This window comes from Prauserella muralis (assembly GCF_003202285.1).
In the GTDB taxonomy this organism is placed as follows: Bacteria; Actinomycetota; Actinomycetes; order Mycobacteriales; family Pseudonocardiaceae; genus Prauserella_B; species Prauserella_B muralis.
Genome location: NZ_MASW01000001.1, coordinates 1,473,934 through 1,496,988, shown reverse-complemented (window position 1 = coordinate 1,496,988; position 23,055 = coordinate 1,473,934). Strand labels below are relative to the sequence as shown.

Annotated in this window: 17 protein-coding genes; 13 read left to right on the top strand and 4 right to left on the bottom strand. The window is 72.8% G+C overall.

Annotated features, from left to right (window positions below):
• Nucleotides 1–6: 6 nt before the first annotated feature.
• Nucleotides 7–870 (bottom strand): zinc metalloprotease HtpX, encoded by an 864-nt coding sequence (htpX, locus tag BAY60_RS08135; RefSeq protein WP_112280140.1) that lies wholly within the window; start codon nucleotides 868–870, stop codon nucleotides 7–9.
• 208 nt (nucleotides 871–1,078) lie between these two features.
• Between htpX and BAY60_RS08130 the strand changes: the two genes are divergently transcribed.
• The 9 genes from BAY60_RS08130 (at nucleotide 1,079) to BAY60_RS08095 (ending at nucleotide 15,139) form a co-directional block, all read left to right on the top strand.
• Nucleotides 1,079–2,044 carry a YncE family protein gene (locus BAY60_RS08130; protein ID WP_112280139.1) on the top strand — a complete coding sequence of 322 codons (966 nt, stop codon included), beginning with the start codon at nucleotides 1,079–1,081 and terminating at the stop codon, nucleotides 2,042–2,044.
• A 216-nt stretch (nucleotides 2,045–2,260) separates the two neighbouring features.
• On the top strand, nucleotides 2,261–3,577 hold the full coding sequence (locus tag BAY60_RS08125) for a nucleotide sugar dehydrogenase (RefSeq protein WP_112280138.1): 1,317 nt from the start codon (nucleotides 2,261–2,263) through the stop codon (nucleotides 3,575–3,577).
• The gene (locus BAY60_RS08120; protein ID WP_112280137.1) at nucleotides 3,567–4,763 is read left to right on the top strand and encodes a glycosyltransferase family 4 protein; all 1,197 of its coding nucleotides are present in this window, start codon (nucleotides 3,567–3,569) and stop codon (nucleotides 4,761–4,763) included. Before BAY60_RS08125 ends, BAY60_RS08120 begins: the two co-directional genes overlap by 11 nt.
• A 102-nt stretch (nucleotides 4,764–4,865) precedes the next feature.
• Entirely contained in the window at nucleotides 4,866–6,239 is a 1,374-nt protein-coding gene (locus BAY60_RS37030; protein ID WP_170160330.1) for a GumC domain-containing protein, read from the top strand.
• Nucleotides 6,236–7,786: a Wzz/FepE/Etk N-terminal domain-containing protein gene (locus tag BAY60_RS08115; protein ID WP_170160329.1), complete on the top strand. Its 1,551-nt coding sequence runs from the start codon at nucleotides 6,236–6,238 to the stop codon at nucleotides 7,784–7,786. The genes BAY60_RS37030 and BAY60_RS08115 overlap by 4 nt, the downstream gene beginning before the upstream one ends.
• A 45-nt stretch (nucleotides 7,787–7,831) precedes the next feature.
• Nucleotides 7,832–9,748, top strand: coding sequence for an asparagine synthase (glutamine-hydrolyzing) (asnB, locus tag BAY60_RS08110; RefSeq protein ID WP_112280135.1), 1,917 nt, complete (start codon nucleotides 7,832–7,834; stop codon nucleotides 9,746–9,748).
• Nucleotides 9,745–11,937 (top strand): bi-domain-containing oxidoreductase, encoded by a 2,193-nt coding sequence (locus BAY60_RS08105; protein ID WP_112280134.1) that lies wholly within the window; start codon nucleotides 9,745–9,747, stop codon nucleotides 11,935–11,937. Before asnB ends, BAY60_RS08105 begins: the two co-directional genes overlap by 4 nt.
• Nucleotides 11,938–11,939: 2 nt before the next feature.
• Nucleotides 11,940–13,928, top strand: a complete 1,989-nt coding sequence (locus BAY60_RS08100; protein WP_211330276.1) for a heparinase II/III family protein — start codon at nucleotides 11,940–11,942, stop codon at nucleotides 13,926–13,928.
• Nucleotides 13,929–13,936: 8 nt separating this feature from the next.
• Nucleotides 13,937–15,139: a glycosyltransferase family 4 protein gene (locus BAY60_RS08095; protein ID WP_112280802.1), complete on the top strand. Its 1,203-nt coding sequence runs from the start codon at nucleotides 13,937–13,939 to the stop codon at nucleotides 15,137–15,139.
• Between the two features lie 17 nt (nucleotides 15,140–15,156).
• Here the strand turns inward: BAY60_RS08095 and BAY60_RS08090 are convergent, their stop codons facing one another.
• Nucleotides 15,157–16,101, bottom strand: coding sequence for a glycosyltransferase family 2 protein (locus BAY60_RS08090; RefSeq protein ID WP_112280132.1), 945 nt, complete (start codon nucleotides 16,099–16,101; stop codon nucleotides 15,157–15,159).
• Nucleotides 16,102–16,255: 154 nt separating this feature from the next.
• On the opposite strand from BAY60_RS08090, the gene BAY60_RS08085 reads away from it, so the two are divergent.
• The 4 genes from BAY60_RS08085 (at nucleotide 16,256) to BAY60_RS08070 (ending at nucleotide 21,248) form a co-directional block, all read left to right on the top strand.
• Nucleotides 16,256–17,533, top strand: coding sequence for an O-antigen ligase family protein (locus BAY60_RS08085; RefSeq protein ID WP_112280131.1), 1,278 nt, complete (start codon nucleotides 16,256–16,258; stop codon nucleotides 17,531–17,533).
• The gene (locus BAY60_RS08080; protein ID WP_112280130.1) at nucleotides 17,493–19,193 is read left to right on the top strand and encodes a right-handed parallel beta-helix repeat-containing protein; all 1,701 of its coding nucleotides are present in this window, start codon (nucleotides 17,493–17,495) and stop codon (nucleotides 19,191–19,193) included. Before BAY60_RS08085 ends, BAY60_RS08080 begins: the two co-directional genes overlap by 41 nt.
• 62 nt (nucleotides 19,194–19,255) lie before the next feature.
• Nucleotides 19,256–20,095: a class I SAM-dependent methyltransferase gene (locus tag BAY60_RS08075; protein WP_112280129.1), complete on the top strand. Its 840-nt coding sequence runs from the start codon at nucleotides 19,256–19,258 to the stop codon at nucleotides 20,093–20,095.
• A 16-nt stretch (nucleotides 20,096–20,111) separates the two neighbouring features.
• Nucleotides 20,112–21,248 (top strand): nucleotidyltransferase family protein, encoded by a 1,137-nt coding sequence (locus BAY60_RS08070; RefSeq protein WP_170160328.1) that lies wholly within the window; start codon nucleotides 20,112–20,114, stop codon nucleotides 21,246–21,248.
• 1 nt (nucleotide 21,249) lies between these two features.
• Here BAY60_RS08070 and BAY60_RS08065 read toward each other — a convergent pair whose 3' ends face one another.
• The gene (locus tag BAY60_RS08065; RefSeq protein WP_112280127.1) at nucleotides 21,250–21,867 is read right to left on the bottom strand and encodes a TOPRIM nucleotidyl transferase/hydrolase domain-containing protein; all 618 of its coding nucleotides are present in this window, start codon (nucleotides 21,865–21,867) and stop codon (nucleotides 21,250–21,252) included.
• Nucleotides 21,868–21,907: 40 nt separating this feature from the next.
• The gene (locus BAY60_RS08060; RefSeq protein ID WP_245992368.1) at nucleotides 21,908–23,047 is read right to left on the bottom strand and encodes an asparagine synthase-related protein; all 1,140 of its coding nucleotides are present in this window, start codon (nucleotides 23,045–23,047) and stop codon (nucleotides 21,908–21,910) included.
• Nucleotides 23,048–23,055: the final 8 nt, after the last annotated feature.

Sequence of the window (23,055 nt, the reverse complement as noted above, 5' to 3'; positions counted from 1 at the left end):
ACGGCGTCAGAACCTCCGGCGGGCCATCTCCTCCAGGCGCCGCACCCGGTCCTCGATCGGCGGGTGCGACGAGAACAGGTGCGCCATCCGCTCGCCCGGCCGGAACGGGTTGGCGATCATCAGGTGCGACTGCGACACCACCTTGGGCTCCGGCGCCAGCGGCAGCGACCGCGTGCCCCGTTCCAGTTTCCGCAGGGCCGAGGCCAGCGCCAGCGGGTCGCCGGTCAGCTCCGCGCCGGACGCGTCGGCCTGGTACTCCCGCGAACGGCTGACGCTCATGCGGATGATGCCTGCGGCGACCGGCCCGAGCAGCGCGATGAGCAGCATGGCCAGCGGGTTGGCGCCCTCCCGGTTGTTGCCGCCGAACAGGCCCGCGAACATCGCCAGGTTCGCCAGCACACTCACCACGCTGGCCAGCGCACCGGCCACGCAGGAGATGAGGATGTCGCGGTTGTAGACATGTGACAGCTCGTGCCCCAGCACGGCCCGCAGCTCCCGCTCGTCGAGCAGGTCGAGGATGCCGGTGGTGCAGCACACCGCCGCGTTGCGCGGGTTGCGGCCGGTGGCGAACGCGTTCGGCGCGCGGGTGGGGCTGACGTAGAGCCGCGGCATCGGCTGGCGCGCCGTGGTCGCCAGCTCCCGCACGATGCGGTACATCGCGGGCTGCTCGGCCTCCGACACGGGCCGCGCCCGCATCGCCCGCAACGCCAGCTTGTCCGAGTTGAAGTAGGCGTAGGCGTTCACGCCGAGCGCGAGCAGGAGCCCGATGAACAGGGCACCCCGGCCGAACAACCCGCTGATCCCGACGATGAGGGCACTCATCAGGCCGAGCAGCAGCGCGGTCTTCAGTCCGTTCCGGTGCTTGTGCACAGCCCATCCCTCCCATCGAGTGTCGCGACGTCCCGGTACACGCTCACACGATTCGAACGCCCCCGCGGTAGGTGAAGTTCCAGGTAGAGGTCACTCAGCCGGGGTGAAGCCGCAATCTCACTCGCATGTCAGCCGCTGTTCAAAGCGACGTCAGGTTACGGTCCCACCAGGATTTCCGCCTCGACGTGGAAACCAAACGGGAGGACAGGTGGGCAAGCCGGTGTGGAGCCGCAGGGCCGTGCTCGGTCTTGCCACGGCGGCGACGGCCGCCACGTTCCCGGCGCCGACGGCCGCCGCGGCACAGGTCAGCACGGTGGCGGTGGGGCCGGGTCCCGCCGCGGTCGCGGTGAACGCCCGCACCGGCCTGGCGTACGTGGCGTGCGCCGACGGCGCGCTCGCCGTCGTCGGCGGCCGCACGCCCGCACTGCGCGCGCGGGTGCGCGTCGGCGCCAGCACGTCCGGTGTCGCGGTGAGCGAACTCACCGGTCGCGTGTACGTCAGCAACAGTCTCGCCGGGACCGTCACCGTGCTCGACGGCCGCACCCACCGCACGCTCGGCGTCGTCGGCGCGGGCCCGGGCGCCGCCGCGCTCGCCGCCGAGGAGGCCACCGGCACCGTGTACGCCGCGTCGCGGACCACCGGCGCGGTGGCCATACTCGACGGCACCAGCGGTGCACCGTCGGCGCTCGTGGTCGCCGACGGCGGGCCGCTCGGCGGCGCCGCACTGGACGCCGAGCGGCGGGTGGGATACTTCACCAGCCCGGGCACCGCCTCCGTGCGAGTGCTCGACCTGCGCGAACCGGCCTTCACCGGCACGATCGCGGTCGGCGACGCGCCCGAGGGCATCGCACTGCACCTCGCCAGCCGCACGCTCTACGTCGCCAACTCCGGCATCCACCACCTCTCGGTCGTCGACGCCGCGACCCGGACGGAGACGAGCACCATCCTGCTGGAGAGCGCGGCGTCCTCGGTGGCCGTGCACCAGCGCAGCCGCGCGGTCTACACCAACGGCGGGCCGAACGGCGTCGTGCGCATCGACGGCCGCGGCGGCCGCATCACGGGAGAACTCGATCTCGGCATCAATCCCGGCGCACTCGCCGTGGACCAGTGGCGTGGCACCGTCCACGTCGCCGACCCCGTGCACGGCCTCGTGCACGTCATCACCGGCTTCTGAGCCGCGACGGCAAGGCGGTTCCACCTATTCCACAGTGGACCGAAATGACGCGTCCGCTCACGGGTTCGTGGTTCACCGACAGCACCGCGAGATCGCCTGTTTCCCACGGAAACCGCGTTCGGATCACCAGTCGGTAAATCCCGTAACGGCGCCCGGCCGGCCAGCGAATCCTCTGACGAGTCGCGGCTGCCGGGCAGGCAGCGGGAGGAGAGCCGAATGAAGATCAGCGTCTTCGGGCTCGGATATGTGGGCTGCGTGTCCGCCGCGTGCCTGGCCAGCCAGGGACACGAGGTCGTCGGTGTCGACGTCAATCCGGTCAAGGTCGATCTGGTCCGCGCGGGCAAGGCGCCCGTCGTGGAGGAACGTATCGGCGAACTGACGGCCGAGGTCGTCGCCAGCGGTGCGCTGCGGGCGAGCGGCGACTCCGCCGCCGCGGTGACGGAGACCGAGGTGTCGCTCGTCTGCGTCGGCACGCCGTCGGCGGCCAACGGCAGCCTCTCCACGGCCTACCTGGAGCGGGTCACCGAAGAGATCGGTGCCGCGATCGCCACGCACCCGGGCAGGCACACCGTCGTCTTCCGCAGCACGATGCTGCCGGGCACGTGCCTGGAACTGCTCGTGCCCATTCTGGAGAAGGCCTCCGGCCGCACCGCGGGCGCCGACTTCGGTGTCGCCGTGAACCCGGAGTTCCTGCGCGAGGGCAGCAGCGTCCGGGACTTCTTCGCCCCGCCCAAGACCGTCATCGGCGAGATCGACGCCGCCAGCGGCGACGTGGTGGCCGCGCTGTACGAGGGGCTGCCCGGCGAGGTGTTCCGGGTGCCGATCCCGGTCGCCGAGATGACCAAGTACGCCGACAACGCCTTCCACGGCCTCAAGATCGGCTTCGCCAACGAACTGGGCGCCATCTGCCGGGCACTGGGCCTGGACTCGCACCGCGTGATGGACGTCTTCCTCGCCGACCGCAAGCTCAACATCAGCCCGGCGTACCTGCGGCCCGGCTTCGCCTTCGGCGGCTCGTGCCTGCCCAAGGACCTGCGCGGCCTTGTCTACGCGGCGCACAGGGCGGACGTGTCGGTGCCGATCCTGTCGCACGTGCTGACCTCCAACGAGGAGCACCTGCGCCGCGCCTTCGATCTGGTGGCCCGCACCGGCAGGCGCCGGGTCGGGCTGTTCGGGCTCTCGTTCAAACCCGGCACCGACGACCTGCGCGAAAGCCCGCTCGTGGAGCTGGCGGAGCGACTGCTCGGCAAGGGCTACGACCTGCGCATCTACGACGCCAACGTGAGCCTGTCGCGGCTCATGGGCGCCAACAGGGAGTACATCGAGAGCAGGCTGCCGCACCTCGGCCAGCTGCTCGCCGGCTCGGTCGAGGAGGTGCTGGCCCACGCCGAGGTGTGCCTGGTCGGCAGCACCGACCCCGCCGTGCTCGGCGCGCTGCCGCACGGCGGTGACCGCGTGCTCATCGACCTCGTCCGCATGCCCGACGCCGACGTGCGCCGGGCCGAAGAGGGGTACGTCGGCCTTGCCTGGTAGAGCTCGCAGAGCGCTCGTTCTCGTCGAGAACCTGTCCGTGCCGTTCGACCGGCGCGTGTGGCAGGAGTGCACCACCCTGCGCGACGCGGGCTGGGAGGTGCACGTCGTCTGTCCACAAGGGACGAAACGGGACACGGAGCCCGAGACCGTGATCGACGGCGTGCACATCCTGCGCTACCCGCTGCGCGCCGCCACCGGAGGGCCCGCGGGGTACCTGCAGGAGTACGGCTCCGCGCTCTGGCACACGCTGCGGCTGGCCCGCAGGGTCGGCAGGGTGGACGTGATCCACGCGTGCAACCCGCCCGACCTGCTGTTCGTCGTCGGGCTGCTCGGCAAGCTGCGCGGGGCGAGGTTCGTCTTCGACCAGCACGACCTGGTTCCGGAGCTGTACCTGTCCCGGTTCGGCCGTGGCGAGGACCTGCTCTACCGCATGGTGTGCCTGCTGGAGCGGCTCACCTACGCCTGCGCCGACGTCGTGATCTCCACCAACGAGAGCTACCGCGAGCAGGCGCTGCGGCGCGGCCGCAAGTCGCCGGACGACGTGTTCGTCGTGCGCAGCGCGCCCGCCATCGAGCGGTTCCGCCAGGTCCCCGCCGAGCCGGAGCTCAAACGCGGCAAGCCCCACCTGCTGTGCTACCTGGGCGTGATGGGCCCGCAGGACGGCGTCGACTACGCCCTGCGCTCGCTCGCCGCGCTGCGCGACGACCTCGGCCGCACCGACTGGCACGCGGTGTTCGTCGGCGCAGGAGACACGTTCGACGACATGGTCGCGCTCTCCGAGCGGCTGGGCCTCGCCGGGCAGGTGGAGTTCACCGGTCGCATCCCGGACGCCGACCTCGTGCGTTACCTGTCCACCGCCGACGTGTGCCTGTCCCCCGACCCGCTCAACCCGCTCAACGACGTCTCCACGATGAACAAGGTCCTGGAGTACATGGCGATGAGCAGGCCGATCGTGTCGTTCGACCTGCGCGAGGCGCGCGTGTCGGCGGGAGACGCCGCCGTATACGCCACCGCCAACGACGAGCACGAGTTCGCCAAGCTGATCGCGCGGCTGCTCGACGACCCCGAGCAGCGCGAGCGCATGGGCAGGCTCGGCCACGACCGGGTCAACGGGCCGCTGTCGTGGGCCAACTCCCAGCGGGCCCTGCTCGCCGCCTACGCGGCCGCGGTGGCGGCTCGCCGGTGATTTTCCGTTTCTTTTCGAACAAGACACCGTCGGGGGCGTAACCAACATGCCGGTCAGCGCGACGTCGCAGGTAACAGCCGATCAGACGGGGGAGGCGCGACGTTGACCGACGATGTGGTGCGGCTGCCCGTGATCGGGCGGATACTCCGCAGACGCTGGCGGCTGCTCGCCGCGCTGGCGGTGCTGGGCGCGCTGCTGGGCGCGGGCGCCTCGGCGCTGTTCTCCCCCGGTTACGAGACCACCACCCGCGTGCTGCTGCAGGGGCCGCGGGAGCCGGACGAGTTGTTCACCGAGGCCGAGGTCGCGAGCAGCGCCCAGGTACTCGACCGCACCGCGGCCGCGCTGCGGTGGGGCGTCACGGGCGCCGAGCTGCGGGAGTCGGTGACCGCCGAGGTGGTCGACGGCAACGTCATCGAGATCAGTGGCACGGCCGACACGCCGGAGAAGGCCCGGCAGCTCGCCGACCGGGTCGCCGACGAGTACGTCGCGTTCACCACCCAGCTGGCCACCGACACCGCGGGCACCGCCGCCGAGCTGCGGGAACGGCAGCGGGAGGCGGTCCGGCGGCAGGCCGAGGAGACCTACCAGCGGATCAGTGAGCTGCAGCAGGAGATGTCCTCGGGCCTCACCGTCGAGACCGTGCAGGTGCGCACCGAGCTGGAGTCGCTCCGCAACGCGCTCACCGAGGCCGTGCAGACGCTCGACGAGGTCGACGCCGCGGCCGTGCGGTCGGGCATCATCGTCTTCGAACGCGCGGCCCTGCCCACGAGCGCGGCCGCGCCGACGCTGCTGCACTTCGTCGGCGGCGGGGCGCTGCTGTTCCTGCTGGCCGGCGTGCTCGGCCACCTGATCGCGGCCCGCACCGACCGGCGGCTCGCCACCGAGGACGAGATCGCCGCGGCCGTCAACGCACCGGTGCTGGCCAACATCGACGTCCCGGTGCCGGACGAGCCCGCACCCGAGGAGCCCGCGGCGCGGTCGTGGCAGGCGCGGCTGCGCCGGTTCCTGCTCGGCACGGGCCCCTGGAACACACCCGAACTCCCGGCACCCGGCGACGAGCACGGCCGCAGCGTCCGCTACCGGCGGGTGCTGACCAGGCTGCCCGGCAGGCCGGTGCTGGTGCTCGTTCCGGACGACGACCCGGCGGCCCGGCAGGCGGCCGCCCGCCTGCGGGAGACGGCCGTCGCCGACCCGGCGGGCCACCGGACGCCGCTGCACGTACTGGAGGTCTGCCTGGCCCGGCCGACCGTGCCCGACGGCGACTACGCGGGCATGCTCGTCGTCATCACCGCGGGCACCCGCACCGGCTGGGAGCTGGTGAGCCTCGTGGAGGCGGGCGCCGACGCCGGCCTGCGCCCCCTGGGTGTCGTCGTCACCTTCCGCGCCCGGCAGGACGACGACGTCCCGCAGGCGCCCCCACCCGAGAACGCGGCGACCGTGGCCGCCGGAGGCGACGCGATGGCAGGTTCACCGTGAGCACCGACAGTTCCCCGTCCGCGCCGCCGCTGATCGACCTCTCGCGGATCCTCGTCGCCCTGCGCAGGCGTCGCAGGCTCTGGCTCTCGCTCGGACTGGCCGGGCTGCTCGCGGGCGCCGCGATGGCGTTCGTGCTGCCCTCGCCACCGCAGGCGGTGACCCGGCTGATGATCATCCACGAGCAGGACGCGCCCACCGACGGCGGCACCCTGATGCAGACCGACGTGGCCGTGCTGCAGACGACCCGCATCGCGGCCGCCGCCCTGGAACGGCTCGGCAGCTCCGAGGACCCGGAGAGGTTCGTGCGGGCCTACGAGGGCACGGGCGTCACCAACAACGTGCTGGAGCTGACCGTCGAGGGCCGCAGCGGCCAGGACGCCCTCGCGAGGGCGACGGCGCTGTCCGAGGCGTTTCTCGCCGACTATCTGAACCGGGTGCGGGCAGGCGCCGAAGCGGACGCGCAGGCCCTGCGTGACCAGCGCGGCCGCCTCCAGGCCGACCTCACCCAGGTCGACCGCCGCATCGCCACGCTGACCATCGAGGGCAGCAGCGCCCCCGAGCTGGAGACCCTGTACGCGCGAAGGGCGGAACTGTCCGCGCAGATCGCCGACCTCAGCCGTCGCGCCGAGGAGGCGGCCATCGGGGCGCCGCGGGTCGCCGCCGGAACGCAGGTGGTGGACCCACCGAGGCTGGTGCCGCGCAAGCTGCTCGTCACCGGCGCCACCAGCTCGCTCGTCGGGCTGTTGGTCGGGCTCGCGGCGGGGCTGGGCCTGGTGACGGTGACGAGCCTGCTCCGCGACCGGCCGGTACTGCGCAGGGAGATCTCCGAGCACCTCGGTGCCTCCGTCATCGCACAGCTGGCGACCCCGCCGAAGGGACCGTCCCGCCTGTGGCGGCGTTCGCGCAGGGTCACCGACCGCAGGCGCGTCGCGGTGACGGTGGCCAGGATCGCCCGCGACGACACCTCCCCCCTCTCGTTGCTGGATCTGGGCTGCCCGAGGATGACCGCGGCACTGGCCGCGGACCTGGCCGGGGAGCTGGCGACCGATGGCGAGATCACCGTGATCAACGACCTGGCGGGCACCGAGCTGACCATGCCCGAGGGTCCGATCCGCGTGGTCGAACCCGGTTCGGGACCACACACCGGGCGGGTGATCGGTGTGGGCTCGGTCGCGCCCGGCACCGCGTGGACCGACGTGCGCGCGCTCGGGGCCGAGACGGTACTCGTCGTGCGCGCCGGACAGGCCGAGACCGCGTGGCTGCACACCGTGGCGCGCCAGCTCGCCGACCTGGAGATCCCGGTCGTCGGCGTGGTGCTCGTCGACCCCGACCCGCGCGACCGCAGCGACGGGACCCTCTGGGAGGGCCTGCACACCGCGCTGCGGGGCCGGACCCGGCTCGCCGACGGCGCCGTGTTCGACGCGCCCACGACCCGGTTCGCGCCGGTGCCCGCGGCGACCAACGGCAACGGCAACGGCGCGCCGAGCCACGACGGCGACCTGCCCACGCGGCGGTTCGCGCCGGTTGCCCGCAGATCACAGGACTAGCGCGTGTGCTCACGCCCGAGACCCGGAGACTAGGGGACCCCATACATGTGCGGCATCGCAGGCACGTATCTCTGGCCGGACGGCGGGCCGCTCACCGAGCGCCTCACCAAGACGCTCGCCCACCGGGGCCCGGACGGCTCCGGTCAGTACCGGCACGCCGCCGGGGCCGGTGAGGTCCACCTCGGACACCGCAGGCTGTCGATCATCGACCTGTCCGAGACCGGCGCGCAGCCGATGGTCGCCGACGGGCTCGCCCTGACCTACAACGGCGAGCTCTACAACGCTCCCGAGCTGCGCGCGGAACTGGAGAGCGCGGGCGTGCGGTTCCGGGGCACGTCCGACACCGAGGTGCTGCTGCGGGCGTTCCGGCGCTGGGGTACCGGCTGCCTGCCCCGGCTGCGCGGCATGTTCGCCTTCGCCGTGTTCGACGAGCGCACCGGCGAGCTGACCCTGGCCCGCGACCAGCTCGGCATCAAACCGCTGTTCCTGGTGCGGCGCGGCGGCGGCGTGGTGTTCGCCTCCGAACTCAAGGCACTGGCCGGTGAGCTGGGCGACACCCTCCGCATCGACGAGGCCGCACTCGTCGCGTCGCTGCTGTACTACTGGGTGCCCGACGGCCGGTGCGCGTTCCGCGAGGCCGAGAAGCTGCCGCCCGGCACGTGGCTGCGGCTGCGGCCCGACGGGCGCAGCGAGGCGGGGCGGTTCTTCTCGCTGGCCGAGGTGGCCGCCGAGGGCGAGGCGATCGCGCGGGACCCGGCGCGCCGGCCGGACCTGCACGCCGTCGTCGAGGAGTCCACGCGCAAGCACCTGCTCGCCGACGTGCCCGTGGCGACGTTCCTCTCCGGCGGACTCGACTCCAGCTACCTCACCGCGCTCGCCGCCCGGCACCAGCCCGGCATCTCCGCCTACACCATCGGCTTCCGCGCCGAGGACGCGAAGTTCGAGGCGATGCCCGACGACCTGCGCTACGCGCGGCAGGTGGCGCGGCGCTTCGGCGTGCGGCTGCACGAGATCGAGATCGCGCCGCAGGTGCAGGAACTGCTGCCACGCATGACCTACCACCTCGACGAGCCGATCGGCGACCCCGCCGCCATCAACACGTTCCTCATCTGCTCGGCCGCCCGCGAGGCCGGGGTGAAGGTGATGCTGTCCGGGATGGGCGCCGACGAGCTGTTCGCCGGCTACCGCAAGCACCTGGCCAACCTCATCGGCCTGCGTTACCAGCGCATCCCCGGCGTCCTGCGGCGGCCGGTGCGCGCCGCCGTGGACGCGCTGCCCGTGGCCACGGCCCGCCGCGGCTACCGGTCGGTGCGCTTCGCCAAGCGTTTCCTCTCCTTCGCCGAGCTGCCGGAGGAGACGGCGTTCCGGCGCAGCTACACCATGTACGACCACGACGAGCTCGCCGGACTCCTCAACCCGGACCTCGCCTCCACTGTGGACGACGTGCTCACCGAGCACGCCGACACCTACCACGACAACACACTGACCGACTTCGTCAACCGCATGTGCCTTGCCGATGCGCGGCTGTTCCTGCCCGGGCTCAACCTCGCCTACACCGACCGCTCCAGCATGGCCGCCTCCACCGAGGTGCGAGTGCCCTTCGTCGACGTCGAGGTGGTCAGGGCCGCGTTCAGCTTCCCCGGCAGCCGCAAGATCGCGGGCAGGCAGGGCAAGGCGGTGCTCAAGCAGGCCGCCGAGCGGGTGCTGCCCCCGGAGATCGTGTACCGGCCCAAGGGACTGTTCAGCGCGCCGCTGCGGGCCTGGATGAGCCGTGACCTCGCGCCGCTGGTGCGCGAGGTCGTCAACGACGGCGAGCTGGTGCGCTCCGGGTTCCTGCGCCGGGAGGCGTTGCAGCGGCTCGTCGACGAGGACGCCTCCGGCAGGCAGGACCGCTCCAAACACCTCTGGCATGTCCTGACCCTCGAGTACTGGTACCGCAGCGCAACCCAAGGAGCGTCGTGAAGCAAGTCGTGCAGAACTACAAGAGCGGCGAGCTGGCCCTGCTGGACGTGCCCGTCCCGGCCTGCAAGCCGGGCGGCGTGCTGGTGCGGACGGCGTTCTCGCTCATCTCCACCGGCACGGAGATGATGAAGGTCTCCGAGGCGAGCCTGTCGCTGCTCGGCAAGGCCAAGGCAAGGCCCGACCAGGTGGCCAAGGTGATGCAGAGCGTCGCCACCAACGGCGTGGCGGCGACCTACCGCAAGGTGACCAGCAAGCTCGACTCCTACACGCCGCTGGGCTACTCGCTGTGCGGCGTGGTGGAGGAGGTCGGCGAGGGTGTCGACGACGTCGCCGTCGGCGATCTGGTGGCCTGCGCGGGCAACGAGCACGCGCTGCACTCGGAGCTGAACTGGGTGCCGCGCAACCTGTACTGCCGGGTGCCCGACGGCGTGGCGCCGCGGCACGCGGCGTTCGGCACGGTCGGCTCCATCGCCCTGCAGGGGGTGCGGCGGGGTGAACCGCAGCTCGGCGACGTGGCGCTGGTCATCGGCCTCGGTCTCATCGGGCAGCTGGTGGTGCAGCTGCTCGTGGCCTCCGGGGTGCGGGTGCTCGGTGTGGACCCCGACCCGGACCGGTGTGCCCTGGCGGAACGGCTCGGCGCGCTGGTGTGCGGCGACCCCGGCTCCGGCGTGGTGGACACGGCCGTGGGCGAGCTGACGGCGGGCCACGGCGTCGACCAGGTGTACCTGGCCGCCGGCGGCGGCAGCAACGAGCCGGTGGAGCTGGCCGCGCGGCTCAGCCGCGACCGGGGACGCGTGATCGACATCGGCAAGTGCAGCCTCAACCTGCCGTGGAACGCCTACTACGAGAAGGAGCTGGACGTCCGGTTCTCCCGCTCGTACGGGCCCGGTCGCTACGACCCCGAGTACGAGCTCGAGGGCCGCGACTACCCCATCGGCTACGTGCGCTGGACCGAGCGGCGCAACCTGGAGTGCTTCGTGGACCTGCTCGGCAGGGGCCGCGTCGACGTGGAGCCGCTGGTCTCGCACATCGCCGACTTCACCGACGCCGTCGAGACCTACCGGCGGCTGGGTGAGGGGGAGCTGAAGGCCGTCGCGGTGCTGTTCCGCTACCCGGACGCCGCGACCGAGCCCCCGGCCGCCGTCGCGGCCGCCACGGTCCGCGGGGTCGCGGCGCGCACCAGCCCGGTGTCCGGCCGCGTGCGGCTCGGGTTCGTCGGCGCCGGCAACTACGCGTCGTCGATGCTGCTGCCGCACCTGGCCGAGCGCGACGACGTCGAGCTGCGTCACGTGGTCACCACCTCGGCGCTGTCCGGGGCGAACGCGCAGCGCAAGTTCGGCTTCGCGCAGGCGTCCACCGACACCGAGGCGCTGCTCGCCGACCCGGCGATCGACGCGGTGTTCGTGGTGACCCGGCACAGCTCACACGCGGCGCTGACCCGGCGCGCCCTGCTCGCGGGCAAGGCGGTGTTCGTGGAAAAGCCGCTCGCCCTCTCCGAGTCCGAACTGGACACCGTGCTGGCGGCCATCGAGGAGTCGGGCAACGACCGGCTGCAGGTCGGTTTCAACCGGCGCTTCGCCCCGCTGCTGCGCCAGGCCAAGGGCCGATTCGGGCGGCGGATCGGCCCCGCGTCGGTGCGCTACCTGGTCAACGCGGGCAGGCTCGACGACGGCAGCTGGTACAACCGGTCCGGCACCGAGGGCACCCGGTTCGAGGGCGAGGGCGGCCACTTCGTCGACACCGTCAGCTGGCTGCTCGCCGCCGACCCCGTGTCGGTCTACGCGTCCTCGACGCCCGGCCAGTCGGACCTGCAGGTACTGCTGCGCTACGCCGACGGCTCCACCGCGGCCATCAGCTACGTCACCAGCGGCTCGGCGCAGTTCCCGAAGGAGACCCTGGATCTGGTCGCCGACGGCAAGGTGCTGCGGTTCGACGACTTCCAGCGCGCGTCGCTGTACGCCCGCAGGAAGCACACCAGCCCCCGCGTGCCGACCGGCCGCGACAAGGGGCAGGCCGCCGAGCTGGACGCGTTCGTCACCGCCGTGCGCACCGGCGGGCCGATGCCGGTGCCGGTGACGTCGCTGGCGGCCACCACGCTGGCCACGCTCGCGGTGCGGACCAGCCTCGGCACGGGCGCCCCGGTGCGGCTGGAGGTCAAGAGCCCGGCCGCCGCGGGGACGCTGCGATGAACATGGGTGTCGGCTGGTACCTGCGGAGGCTGTCCCGGATGGGACCCCGCGAGGTGGCAGGCCGGGCGCGGGACACGGTGCGGAAGCGTCGCTGGCGGGCGGTGGCCGGGCCGCAGCGGGGCACGCCGTGGCTGCCCGCCAGGGAGTTCCGCGCCACGCTGGCCGAGGGGGCCCTCGACGGGGTGGACGACGGCGCAGGGCGACGCCTGCTGGCGAGCGCCGACCGGCTGCTCGACGGCAACGCCGAGTACTTCGGCGTGGCCCGCGGGGACCTGGTCCACCCGGACTGGGCGTTCGACCCGCGCACCGGGCGGCGGGCACCCGCCGACGCCTACACGTTCGACATCCCGTACCGGGACGAGACCGCGGTCGGGGACATCAAGCAGATCTGGGAGCCCTCCCGGCACCAGCACCTCACCGTGCTCGCGGCGGCGTACGCGCTGACCGGCGACGACCGCTACGCCCACCGCGTCGCCGAGCACCTGAAGTCCTGGTGGGCGGCCAACCCACCGCTGCGTGGCGTGCACTGGGTCAGCGGCATCGAGCTGGGCATCCGGCTGCTGTCGTGGGTGTGGGTGCGCAGGTTGCTCGACGGCTGGGCCGGCGCGCCGGGGCTGTTCGAGGACAACCCGGAGGCACTGCACCAGATCCGGTTCCACCAGCGGTGGCTGGCGGCCCTGCCGAGCCGGGGCTCCTCGGCCAACAACCACGTCATCGCCGAACTGTCCGGGCAGCTGGCCGCCTCCTGCGCCTTCCCGTGGTTCGCCGAGTCGGCCCGCTGGCGGGCCACCGCGCTGCGCTCACTGGACGAGCAGCTGCGCGCCAACACTTTCGGCTCCGGCCTGAACCGGGAGCTGGCCACCGAGTACCACGGCCTTGTGCTGGAGCTGGGGCTCGCGGCGGCGGCCGAAGCCGAGGCCGCGGACGTGCCGCTGCCGTCGTCGACGTGGCAGACGCTGCTGCGCATGACCGACGCGCTCGCGGCCATTGTGGACAACCAGGTGCGCCCGCCACGGCAGGGCGACGCCGACGACGGGCACGGGCTCGTCCTCGACGGCGAGGGCACCGACCGCTGGGCCTCCCTGCTCGCCACGGGCGGAGTCCTGTTCGGACGGCTGGACTGGTGGCCGGACACCACCGCGGCCGGCTCCGGCGACGTGCGCACCTTGCTGCTCGCGGAGTTGATCCGGCCGAAACGGCTCCCGGTGACCCGGCCCGCACGCAGGCGCGCGCACCTGGCCGACGCGGGGCTGACCATCCTGCGGGACGCCTCCGGCGAGATCTGGTGCCGCTGCGACGGCGGGCCGCACGGCTTCCTCTCCATCGCCGCCCACGCCCACGCCGACGCGCTCTCCGTGGAGGTGCGCCACGACGGCGTTGACGTCCTCGCCGACCCGGGAACCTACTGCTACCACGGCGAACCGCGCTGGCGCGCCTACTTCCGCTCCACCCGCGGGCACAACACGCTGGAGCTGGACGGCGAGGACCAGTCCACCTCGGGCGGGCCGTTCCTGTGGACGCGGCACGCGCGCAGTCGCGTGCTCGTCGCGCACGCCCGGCCCGACGGCGTGTCGCGGTGGCGGGCCGACCACGACGGCTACAGCCGCCGCGGCCGCCCGGTGACGCACCGCCGCTCGGCCGACCTCGACGGGCCCGCCGGTGAGCTGCGGCTACTGGACGAGGTACTGAGCCCGCAGCGGCACGCGTGCGTGCTGTCGTTCCACCTCGGGCCGTCCATCACCGCCGAGCTCGACGGCCACCGCGCGCTGCTGCGCTGGACCCGGGACGGCCAGGACCGGGTCGCACTGCTCACGCTGCCGGACACGCTCGCGTGGAGCGCGCACCGGGGCGAGCAGAATCCGCCCCTTGGCTGGTACTCGCCGTCGTTCGGGGTGCGCGAGCCCGCGACCACCCTCGCCGGCGCCGGCAGTACCGAACCGGGCGTCACCACGTTCGCGACCACGCTGCGCTTCGGCGTCACCGGGTGGTGAACGCGGTCATGCGCGTGGTGGTGGTGCACAACCGGTACCGCTCGGAGCATCCGAGTGGCGAGGACCGCGTGGTCGACCAGGAGACCGCGCTGCTCGCCTCGGCGGGGCACGACGTGGAGCTGTTCGAGCGGCGCAGCGACGACATCGCCGCGATGCCGCTGCCGCGCAAGGCCGCCGTGCCGCTGCTCGTGCCGTGGAACCCGGTGGCGCGCCGGGAACTGGCGGCCCTGCTGCGGGCCCGCAGGCCGGACGTCGTGCACATCCACAGCACGTTCCCGCTGCTGAGCCCGTCCGTGGTGGCCGCGTGCGCCGACGCGGGCGTGCCCGCCGTGGCGACCCTGCACAACTACCAGGCGGTGTGCGCGCCGGGCACGTTCTACCGCGACGGCCGCATCTGCACCGACTGCGCGGACGCCGGGCCGCTGCCCGCCGTGCGGCACGGCTGCTACCGCGGTTCGCCGCTGGCCACACTGCCGCTGGCCGTGAGCCTCGTGGCGAACCGGCGGCGGAACGACACCGGCATCGCGCGGTTCTTCTGCATCTCCGCCGCGCAGCGCCTGCTGCTCGTGCAGGCCGGCATGCCCGCCGACCGGCTCGCGGTCAAGCACAACTTCGTCCCCGAGCCGGGGCGGCGGCGCGACGGAGCCGGCGAGCACATCCTCTACATCGGACGGTTGACCGAGGAGAAGGGCGTGCGGCTGCTGATGGCCGCGTGGGACCTGCTGCACGCACGGGGCGGTACCGGCCTTCCGCTGGTGGTCGCGGGCAGCGGCCCGCTGGAGACCGAGGTGGTCGCGTGGGCGCGCGGCCGCGGCGACGTGCGGTTCCTCGGCCTGCGCGACCGGGACGGCTGCGCCGAGCTCACCGCGCGGGCCGCGGCGCTCGTCGCGCCGTCGGAATGGCTGGAGGGCTTCGGGCTCGTGGTGGTGGAGGCGATGGCCGCCGGGGTGCCCGTGGTCGCCTCCGGCCACGGCGCGTTCCCGGAACTCGTCGACGACGGTGTCACCGGGCTGCTGCACCGGCCCGGCGACGCGGAGTCACTGGCCGCGTGCGTGCGCCGGATCGTGGCCGACCTGCGGGACAACGCGCGCATGGGCACGGCGGGGCGCGCCCGTTACGAGCAGGACTTCGACCCGGCGGCCGGGCTGCGCGCGCTGCTGGCCGGGTACCGCGCGGCCATCGCCGCCCCGGCATCCTGCGAGCCGGTATGACCGGCGGGCAGGGTGGTTCAGGCCCGGTTCTCCTGGCCCGCCACGATCGTCGCGACGGTGATCGGCTCGGCGAGCGCGGCCGGCTCCCGGTCCTCCGCGCGCTCGCCCGAGCCCGGCCGGGCCCTGCTCGCCATCCACGACGCGAGGTGCCGGTAGCACTCGGCGCGCTCGGCCCACGTCAGCGGCGCACGGTGCAGCGCGGAGACGAAACCCCACACGTACTCGCCGAGCAGCCGCACGGTCGGATGCCGCAGCGGGTCGGCGCGCCGGGGGTCCATGTTCGCGCACCGGGCGCGGATGGTCGGCCTCGCGCGTTCGGCGCGGTCCGGGTGGTCCCGGCGGAAGTACAGCAACTCCGGCACCTGGTGGAAACGGCCGAGCAGGCCCAGCTCGGCCATGATCGTGCGGTCGGAGTGGTGGTAGCTGTCGTTGAGCGGGGTCCTGCGCAGCACGTCGGTGCGGATCACGCCGTAGAAGTCGTCGCCGCCGACGCCGAACAGCAGCGCGCGGAAACGGTCCGGCGCGTGCGGCGAGTCGGTGGCCATCGTGTACTCGACGGGCTGGGTGACGGTGCCGTCGCCGTCGATCAGCGCCTTCCACGAGTGCGCGAGGACCACGTCCGGCTGCTCGTCGAGCGCCTCGACGCAGCGGCGCAGCAGGTCCCTGCCGTAGAGATCGTCGTGGGATGCCCACTTGAACAGCTCGCCCCGCGCCTGGTGAACCGTGAAGTTGTGGTTCGGGCACGCGCCGATGTTGCGCGGCTGGCGCCAGTAGCGGATGCGGTCGTCCCGCGCGGCGTAGTCGCGGCAGATGTCCTCGGTGCCGTCGGTGGAGGCGTTGTCGGAGATGATCAGCTCGTAGTCGCCGTAGGTCTGGCCGAGGAGGGCGTCCAGTGACTCGGCGAGGTAGCGCTCCCCGTTGTAGATGGGCAGACCGATACTCAGCCGGGGAACAGCATTCACGGTGGTTGATCCCTTCGTGGACGGCCGAGGGCGGATCGCTGCGCGATGTCATGGGCAGAGTCGGTCGCGTGGCAGCCGTCGTTACAGGCCAGGCGCGCTGTAACGCGCGCCGCGCCGCACCGACTCTCCCTGCAGGCGGGAAGGCGGCCATGCGATGACGGCGACCGAGACCAGAACCGGCCCGGTGGCAGGGCGGGAGGACCAGCGGGGCACGTCCCGGCTGGTCGGCCTGGTGTGGGCGCTGCTCGTGGTCAACACTCTCGGCTCGCTCGGCGTCGAGACGATCGTGCCGATTCCCCGGCAGCTGCTGCAGCTCATCACGATGGGTTCGCTGTGCGTGGCGTTCGTGCTGGCGCTGGCGCTCAACCGCAGGCTGCGGTTCCGGCCGAGCGTGTTCCTGCTCCTGCTCACGGCGCTGCTGGTGGTCAGCGTGGTGTCGAGCCTGTTCCTGGAGTCGGGGCTGGGCGCGTTGTTCCGCTGCGCGCGGCTCACCGTCTTCGTGGCGACGCTGTGGCTGCTGACGCGCTGGTGGGGCACCGGGATGGACCTCGTCCGCCACCACATCCGGGCGCTCGCCGGCGTGCTCGCGCTCGTGGCACTGGGGCTGGTGATCGCGCCGGGCACCGCGATGCCCGCCGACTTCGACGGTCGTCTCGTCGGCGTGGTGTGGCCGATCACCGCCACGCAGGTGGCCGACTACGCCGCCGTGGTGGCCGGGCTGGCCGTCGTGCTGTGGCTGTCGCGCTCATGCAGCGGGCGCAGCGCGTTCTTCGTCGTCGTTCCCGCGATGGTGCTGCTGCTGTTGACGCACACCCGCACCGCCACCGTCGGCCTGCTCGCCGCCGTGCCGGTGGCGGGGCTGAGCCTCGCGCTCACCAACGCCAGGGCCCGCAAGGCGGTCGGCGCCATCACGGCGGCCGGTGCCGTGCTCGCCATCGCCTTCTCCACCGCGCTCACCACGTGGTTCCAGCGCGGACAGGACGCCGATGCGCTGTCCAACCTCACCGGCAGGCAGTACGTGTGGGACAAGCTGCTCGCCGAGGATCGCTCGCTGCGGGAACAGCTGCTCGGTGTGGGGCTCACCGACAAGTCGTTCGGCGGGCTGCCGATCGACAGCACGTGGCTGGCCGTCTACCACGAGCAGGGGCTCGTGGGGGTCACGATCGTCGCGCTGATGATGCTGACGCTGTTCTTCGCCGCGTTCACGCGGGCGCCCTCGCCCCAGCGCGCCTGCGCGATCTTCCTCATCGTCTACCTGATGATCGCGTCGTACACGCAGGTGGGCCTCGGTGACGTCACCGGGTACCTCCTGCACTTCGTGGTGGCGGCGGCGCTGCTCGCGGCCCCGCCCGCGACCACGCCACCCGGTCTCGGGAAGGGAAGGCAGGCCGATGGCCTTTCGGCGAATCCTCGCCGCGCTGGGCTGGCGTAGGACCGTTCTCGTCGTCGCCGTGCTGGCACTGGCGGCCGTGGGTTCGGTGTTCGCGCTCGACGGCGCCGCGGGCAACGGCCGTGACGGCGGCACGGGTGACAGCGCTAACGGCGGCGCCCGGACCACGCAGGCGCAGCCCCAGCGGCCCGCGCAGCGCCCCGACCCCGGTGGCTGGCCCGCCGAGCCCCCGGCCCGTGTCTGCGGCAACCAGCAGGTGCTCGGCGGCGGTCCGCAGACACCGCCACGGGGCGCGGTGGTGGTGCCCGCCGGGGACAACAGCGGCATGGAGACCCGGCTGCGCACCCCGGACACGACGTTCTGGTTCGCGCCCGGGGTGCACACGCTCTCCCGCGACGAGTTCGGCCAGATCATCCCCGGCGACGGCAGCACGTTCGTCGGCGCGCCGGGTGCCGTGCTCGACGGCAAGCGCATCAACCGCTACGCCTTCACCGGCGAGGCGAGCGGCGTGACCATCCGCTACCTGACCATCCGCAACTTCGTGGCTCCGATGAACGAGGGCGTGGTCAACCACAACGACGGCACCGGCTGGCTCGTCGAGTACAGCACGATCCGCGACAACGGCGGCGCCGGGCTCATGGTGGGCGCGCCCGACAACACCTATCGCTACAACTGCATTGCGGGCAACGGCCAGTACGGCATCAACGCCTGCTGCGGCACCGAGAGCGAGCCGGTGTCCGGCCTCGTGCTCGACCACAACGAGATCACCGGCAACAACACCGACGACTGGGAGAACAAGGTCGAGGGCTGCGGCTGCACCGGCGGGGTGAAGTTCTGGATCAACTCCGACGTGACCGTCACCAACAACTGGGTGCACGACAACCGCGGCGTCGGGTTGTGGCTGGACAACAACAACGCCGGCTTCGTGATCGAGCACAACTACATCTCCGGCAACGACGGGCAGGCGCTGTTCCTGGAGACCGGCTACGACGCACGCGTCCGCTACAACAACTTCCAGCGCAACGCGATCGTCGAGGGCAGGCAGTTCCGGATGCGCGACGACCCGTTCCCGATCTCGGCCATCTACGTCTCCGAGAACGGCAGCCCGCGGGGCTACGGGCTGAAGACCGTGCCCACCGTGATCAGCCACAACAACTTCGAGAACAACTGGGGCGGCGTGACGTTGTGGGAGAGCGCCGACCGGTACTGCTCCTCGTCGGCGCACACCCATCCGCCGTTCTGCACGATCAAGGTCGACCTCTACGACGACGCGCGGTGCGAGACCGCGGTCGAGGACGAGATACCCGACGACATCGACAAGTACCGCTGCCGCTGGTCCACCGAGAACAACGTGGTGGAGCACAACGTGTTCCGCATCGACAAGTCGGCCGTCGGCCGCGGCTGCGCCGGAGCCGACTACTGCGGCATCAACGGCCTGCTCGCCGGCTACGGCACCTATCCCCCGTTCCCCGGTTACGAGATCCCCTGGCGCACCACGTTCCGGCAGGGCAACGTGTTCCGGAGCAACTCCTACATCGGCGACTGGACCTTCGCCGGGTTCCAGCCCACCACGGCCAGCGGCGGCCGGGTCAGCTGGGCCGACTGGACCGCGCCCGCACCCCCGATCCCGGCGACGTTCACCCACAACAACCGGCCGGAAACCTTCGGGCAGGACAAGGGCAGCACGTACCGCACGCGGTAACAACCGGCCCCCTCGCACCGACTTCCAGGCCGGATCACCACGACAGAACGGATGGGCGAGCAGTGAAGTCGAACGCGTTGAGCCGCAGGATCGCCCGCACCCGCCTGGCGCCGGTCGTGGCCTTCCCCGTGCGGGCCAAGGCCGTGCTCACCCACGACGCGCGGGTGCTGGGCACGTCGCTGCGCTGGCTGGTCACCTCCCGGGAACACCACAACTTCACCTACGACCTGACGCCGCGCAACCGCGAGCACCTGGCGTGGTTCCTCGCGACGGTCACGGGCGAGCCGGTGTCGCGCATCCGGGCCTGGCTGGAGGAGGTGGAGCAGGACGACGAGCTGCGCGCGACGCTGGAACGGGGCCTCGCCACGAGCAACCGCCGCGGGCTCGCCGACCGCACGGTGCGCTACGGCCGCCGCATCGCCTGGTACGCGCTGGTCCGCGCGCTGAAGCCGCGGCACGTGGTGGAGTCGGGCATCGACAAGGGCCTCGGCTCGTGCCTGATCGCGGCCGCCCTGCGCCGCAACGCCGGTGAGGGGCGGCCGGGACGGCTCAGCGCCCTCGACATCAACCCCGACGCCGGCTACCTGGTGCAGGGCGCGTACCGCGACTACGTGGACATCCGCCGCGGCGACTCGCTGGAGACCATTCCCGCGCTGACCGAGCCGGTGGATGTGTTCATCCACGACAGCTGGCACAGCCCCGAGCACGAGCACGCCGAGTTCACGCTCATGGAGGACAGGCTCGCCGACGCGGCGCTGCTGCTCACCGACAACGCGGCGGAGACCGACGTGCTGGTGCAGCACGCGGAGAAGACCGGCCGCCGGTTCCTGTACTTCCACGAGTTCCCCGACCGGCACTGGCATCCCGGTGACGGCACCGGTGTCGCCTGGTTCGACCGCTGATTCGCGGGCTGCCGTCGTGACCCGCAGGACCTGCGACGCGAGTGCGTACCCGAAGCCGCTGGTCGCCCTCGCGCGGCACCGGCTGCCCGGCGCCGTCGCCTCGTTTCCCGCCGAGCCGCTCGGCGAGCAGGCGTGGCACCGCGCGCTGGCGGCCGCCCAGGATCACCGGGTGACCGGGCTGCTGCACGCCGCGATCACCGACGGCGCGCTGCCCGTCACCGGCGAGCAGGCACGGCAGGCGAAGGCCACGCACCGCACCGCGCAGCTGCGGGTGCTGATCCTGGAGCGCGAGCTGGCCCGCGTCGCCGGCCTGCTCGGGGACGCGGGCATCGAGTGCAGGGCGCTCAAGGGCAGCGCGCTGGCCCGGCTCGACTACCCCGACCCCACGCTGCGCTCGTTCAACGACCTCGACGTGCTCGTGCGCGCCGGCGACATCGACCACGCGGCGGCGGTGCTCGGCGACGCCGGGTTCGTGCGCACCCTCGCCGAGCCGCGCCCCGGGTTCGACCGCCGGTTCGACAAGGGCATGACGCTGCTCCCTCCCGCCGGGTACGAGCTGGACCTGCATCGCACGTTCGTGCTCGGCCCGTGGGGTGTGCTCGTCGACCTCGACCGGCTGTGGGACGGCGGCGACGAGTTCGCCGTCGGCGGGCGGACGCTGCGGGCGTTGTCACGGCCGAACCGGTTCCTGCACGCCTGCTACCACGCCGCGCTCGGGGACTGGCCGCTGCGGCTCGGCTCGCTGCGCGACATCGCGGAACTGCTGCGCTCCGTCGACAAGGGACCCGACGCCGGGGTCGTGCGGCGCGTCGCCGCCGACTGGGGCGCCGAGGCGGTGGTGGCGGCCGCCGTGGCCGACACCGTCCGGCTGCTCGGCCTCGACGGCACCGGGGAGCTGGCCCGCTGGGCCCGGGACTACGTGCCGGACCGGCGGGAGGAGCAGTGGCTGGCGCTGCACACGCACGAGGACAAGACCTTTGCCGCGCAGGCGCTCGCGACGCTGCGGGTGCTGCCGCGCTGGCGGGACCGCGCGTCGTACCTGCACGCGCTCGTGCTGCCCGACGCGCGCTACACGCAGGGCAGGCACAGCTCGACCCTGGGCCGCTTCGCCTACGCGGTCAAGGAGATCCGCAAGGGACGTGGTGCCCGCTGACTCAGCGGGTCGCGGCGAGCAGCGCGTCGAGCGGCCGGGGCACGGCCTCCCGGCCGACCGCGGCCTCGACGAGCAGGCCTGCGTAACGCAGCTTGCGCCGCGCACCGCTGCCGAGAAACCGCCGCAGCTGCGCCGTGAGTTCCCTGCCGCGCCAGGCGGGCTGGCTCTGCAGCGAACGGAAGGCGGCGAGATCGCCCTGCGCGTCGAACAGTGCCTCCACCGCTGTGGGACCGACGGAGCGGATCAGCTCGTCCTCGAGGTCGTCGACGCAGACGTGGAAGCCGAGCCGCTCCAGGTCCGCGCGGGTGCGAGGGGAACCGGCACCGGCCGCGGCCAGCGCGCGCACGAAGACCTCCGCCTCCCGCAGGTCGCAGAGACCGGCGAGCCGCACCCGGCCGCCCTGGGGACCGAACCGTGCCAGGAAGCGCCCGACCGCATGCGCGCCGCCCATCGGCACGATCACCACCCGCTCCGCCCCGAGGTCACGGTCGCGACCCGAGGCCAGTGCCTGCAGTGCGATCTGGTCGCTGAGCCCCTCGACGAGCACCACGACACGGGCGTCCTGGGCCTTCGCCAGGGCGTCGGCCGTGGCCTGGGCGGACGCGCCCGCGTCGTTCACGCAGCCATCATCGGCGTTGCACCCGGCACGCGTCCACGGATTAACCGCGGCCCCCCGTTGTCGCCAGCCACGCCTGCTGCAGCAGGCTCATCGTCGGCGCGTGCGGGCGGTCGGAGAGCCAGTTGGCGCGCAACGCCTCCGGGTCGACGAGGGTGGCGTCGACACCGGCACCCTGCCAGTTCCGGGCGAACTCGCGGGTGCGCTCGGTGAAGACGGCGCCGCCGAACACGGCCTTGGTCGTGCGTTCGAACACCGCGCGCGGCAACAGGTCGCGGAACAGCGAGCGCATCGTGGCGGTGCGGCCGGTCCAGCCCCAGAACCCGGCCTCGGCGGCCACCGCGGCGACGAGTTCCGGCTCGGCGAAGGCCTGCACGTACTCGGCGTCCAGTTCGGACGCGAGCAGGCGCACCGTCTCGTACGCCCGCAGGACGCATCGCCTGCGGGTGAACTGCCAGGCGTGGGTACCGGCGTGCAGCGCGTAGGCGGCGATGTCGGCGGCGTCGCGGCGGGCCAGTTCGACCTCCACCGGTTCCCGTAGCCACGGCCGCCGGTACCGTTGCCGCAGGGCGGCAGCACGGCGCACGGCGGCCGGGGCGAGCGAGCGCGCGGCGTAGGCGTACACGCGGGGAGTGACCCGCCCCCGCGCCTTGAGGGCCTTGGTGATCGGGGTGATGCGCTTGAGTCCGAACACCTCGTCGCCGCCCTCGCCCGTGAGCAGCGTGCCCCCGCGTGCCAGGTCGAGCATCCGCCACGTCGGTGCGACGTTGGGCGGCCACACAAGTCCGTGCCTGCGCAGCAGCGGCGCGGTGATCGGCCCGATCGGGTCGTGTTCGTCGTGCACGGTGAGCACGATTCGTTCGGTGATGCCGAGGTGGTCGAGCACGAGGCTCTGCCAGGCGGCCTCGTCGGTGTCCGGTGCCGCAGGGTAGGCCAGCGTGACCGGCACGGGCAGCGGAAGGCCCTCCCTGCGGGCCACGTCCACCGCCGCCGCGAGCAGCACGGAGGAGTCCCGCCCGCCGGAGAACGCGACCAGGCACGGCGAGCGGGTCAGGTGCCGCCGCAGGAGCGCGTCGAGTACCTGCCGTGGGCCGGAGTCCACGACGGACGGACGGGGTGCGGGATCGTAACCGTTGATCCAGCCGCCCGCGATCTCCAGCGGGTCCATCGTGTACAGGCCCACGGCAGGCC

What these genes read in the sequence shown, in the direction of transcription:
- BAY60_RS08125 (WP_112280138.1), top strand. Translation starts at nt 2,261, where the DNA reads ATGAAGATCAGCGTCTTCGGGCTCGGATATGTGGGCTGCGTGTCCGCC.
- asnB (WP_112280135.1), top strand. Translation starts at nt 7,832, where the DNA reads ATGTGCGGCATCGCAGGCACGTATCTCTGGCCGGACGGCGGGCCGCTC.
- BAY60_RS08100 (WP_211330276.1), top strand. Translation starts at nt 11,940, where the DNA reads ATGGGTGTCGGCTGGTACCTGCGGAGGCTGTCCCGGATGGGACCCCGC.
- BAY60_RS08095 (WP_112280802.1), top strand. Translation starts at nt 13,937, where the DNA reads ATGCGCGTGGTGGTGGTGCACAACCGGTACCGCTCGGAGCATCCGAGT.
- BAY60_RS08085 (WP_112280131.1), top strand. Translation starts at nt 16,256, where the DNA reads ATGACGGCGACCGAGACCAGAACCGGCCCGGTGGCAGGGCGGGAGGAC.
- BAY60_RS08080 (WP_112280130.1), top strand. Translation starts at nt 17,493, where the DNA reads ATGGCCTTTCGGCGAATCCTCGCCGCGCTGGGCTGGCGTAGGACCGTT.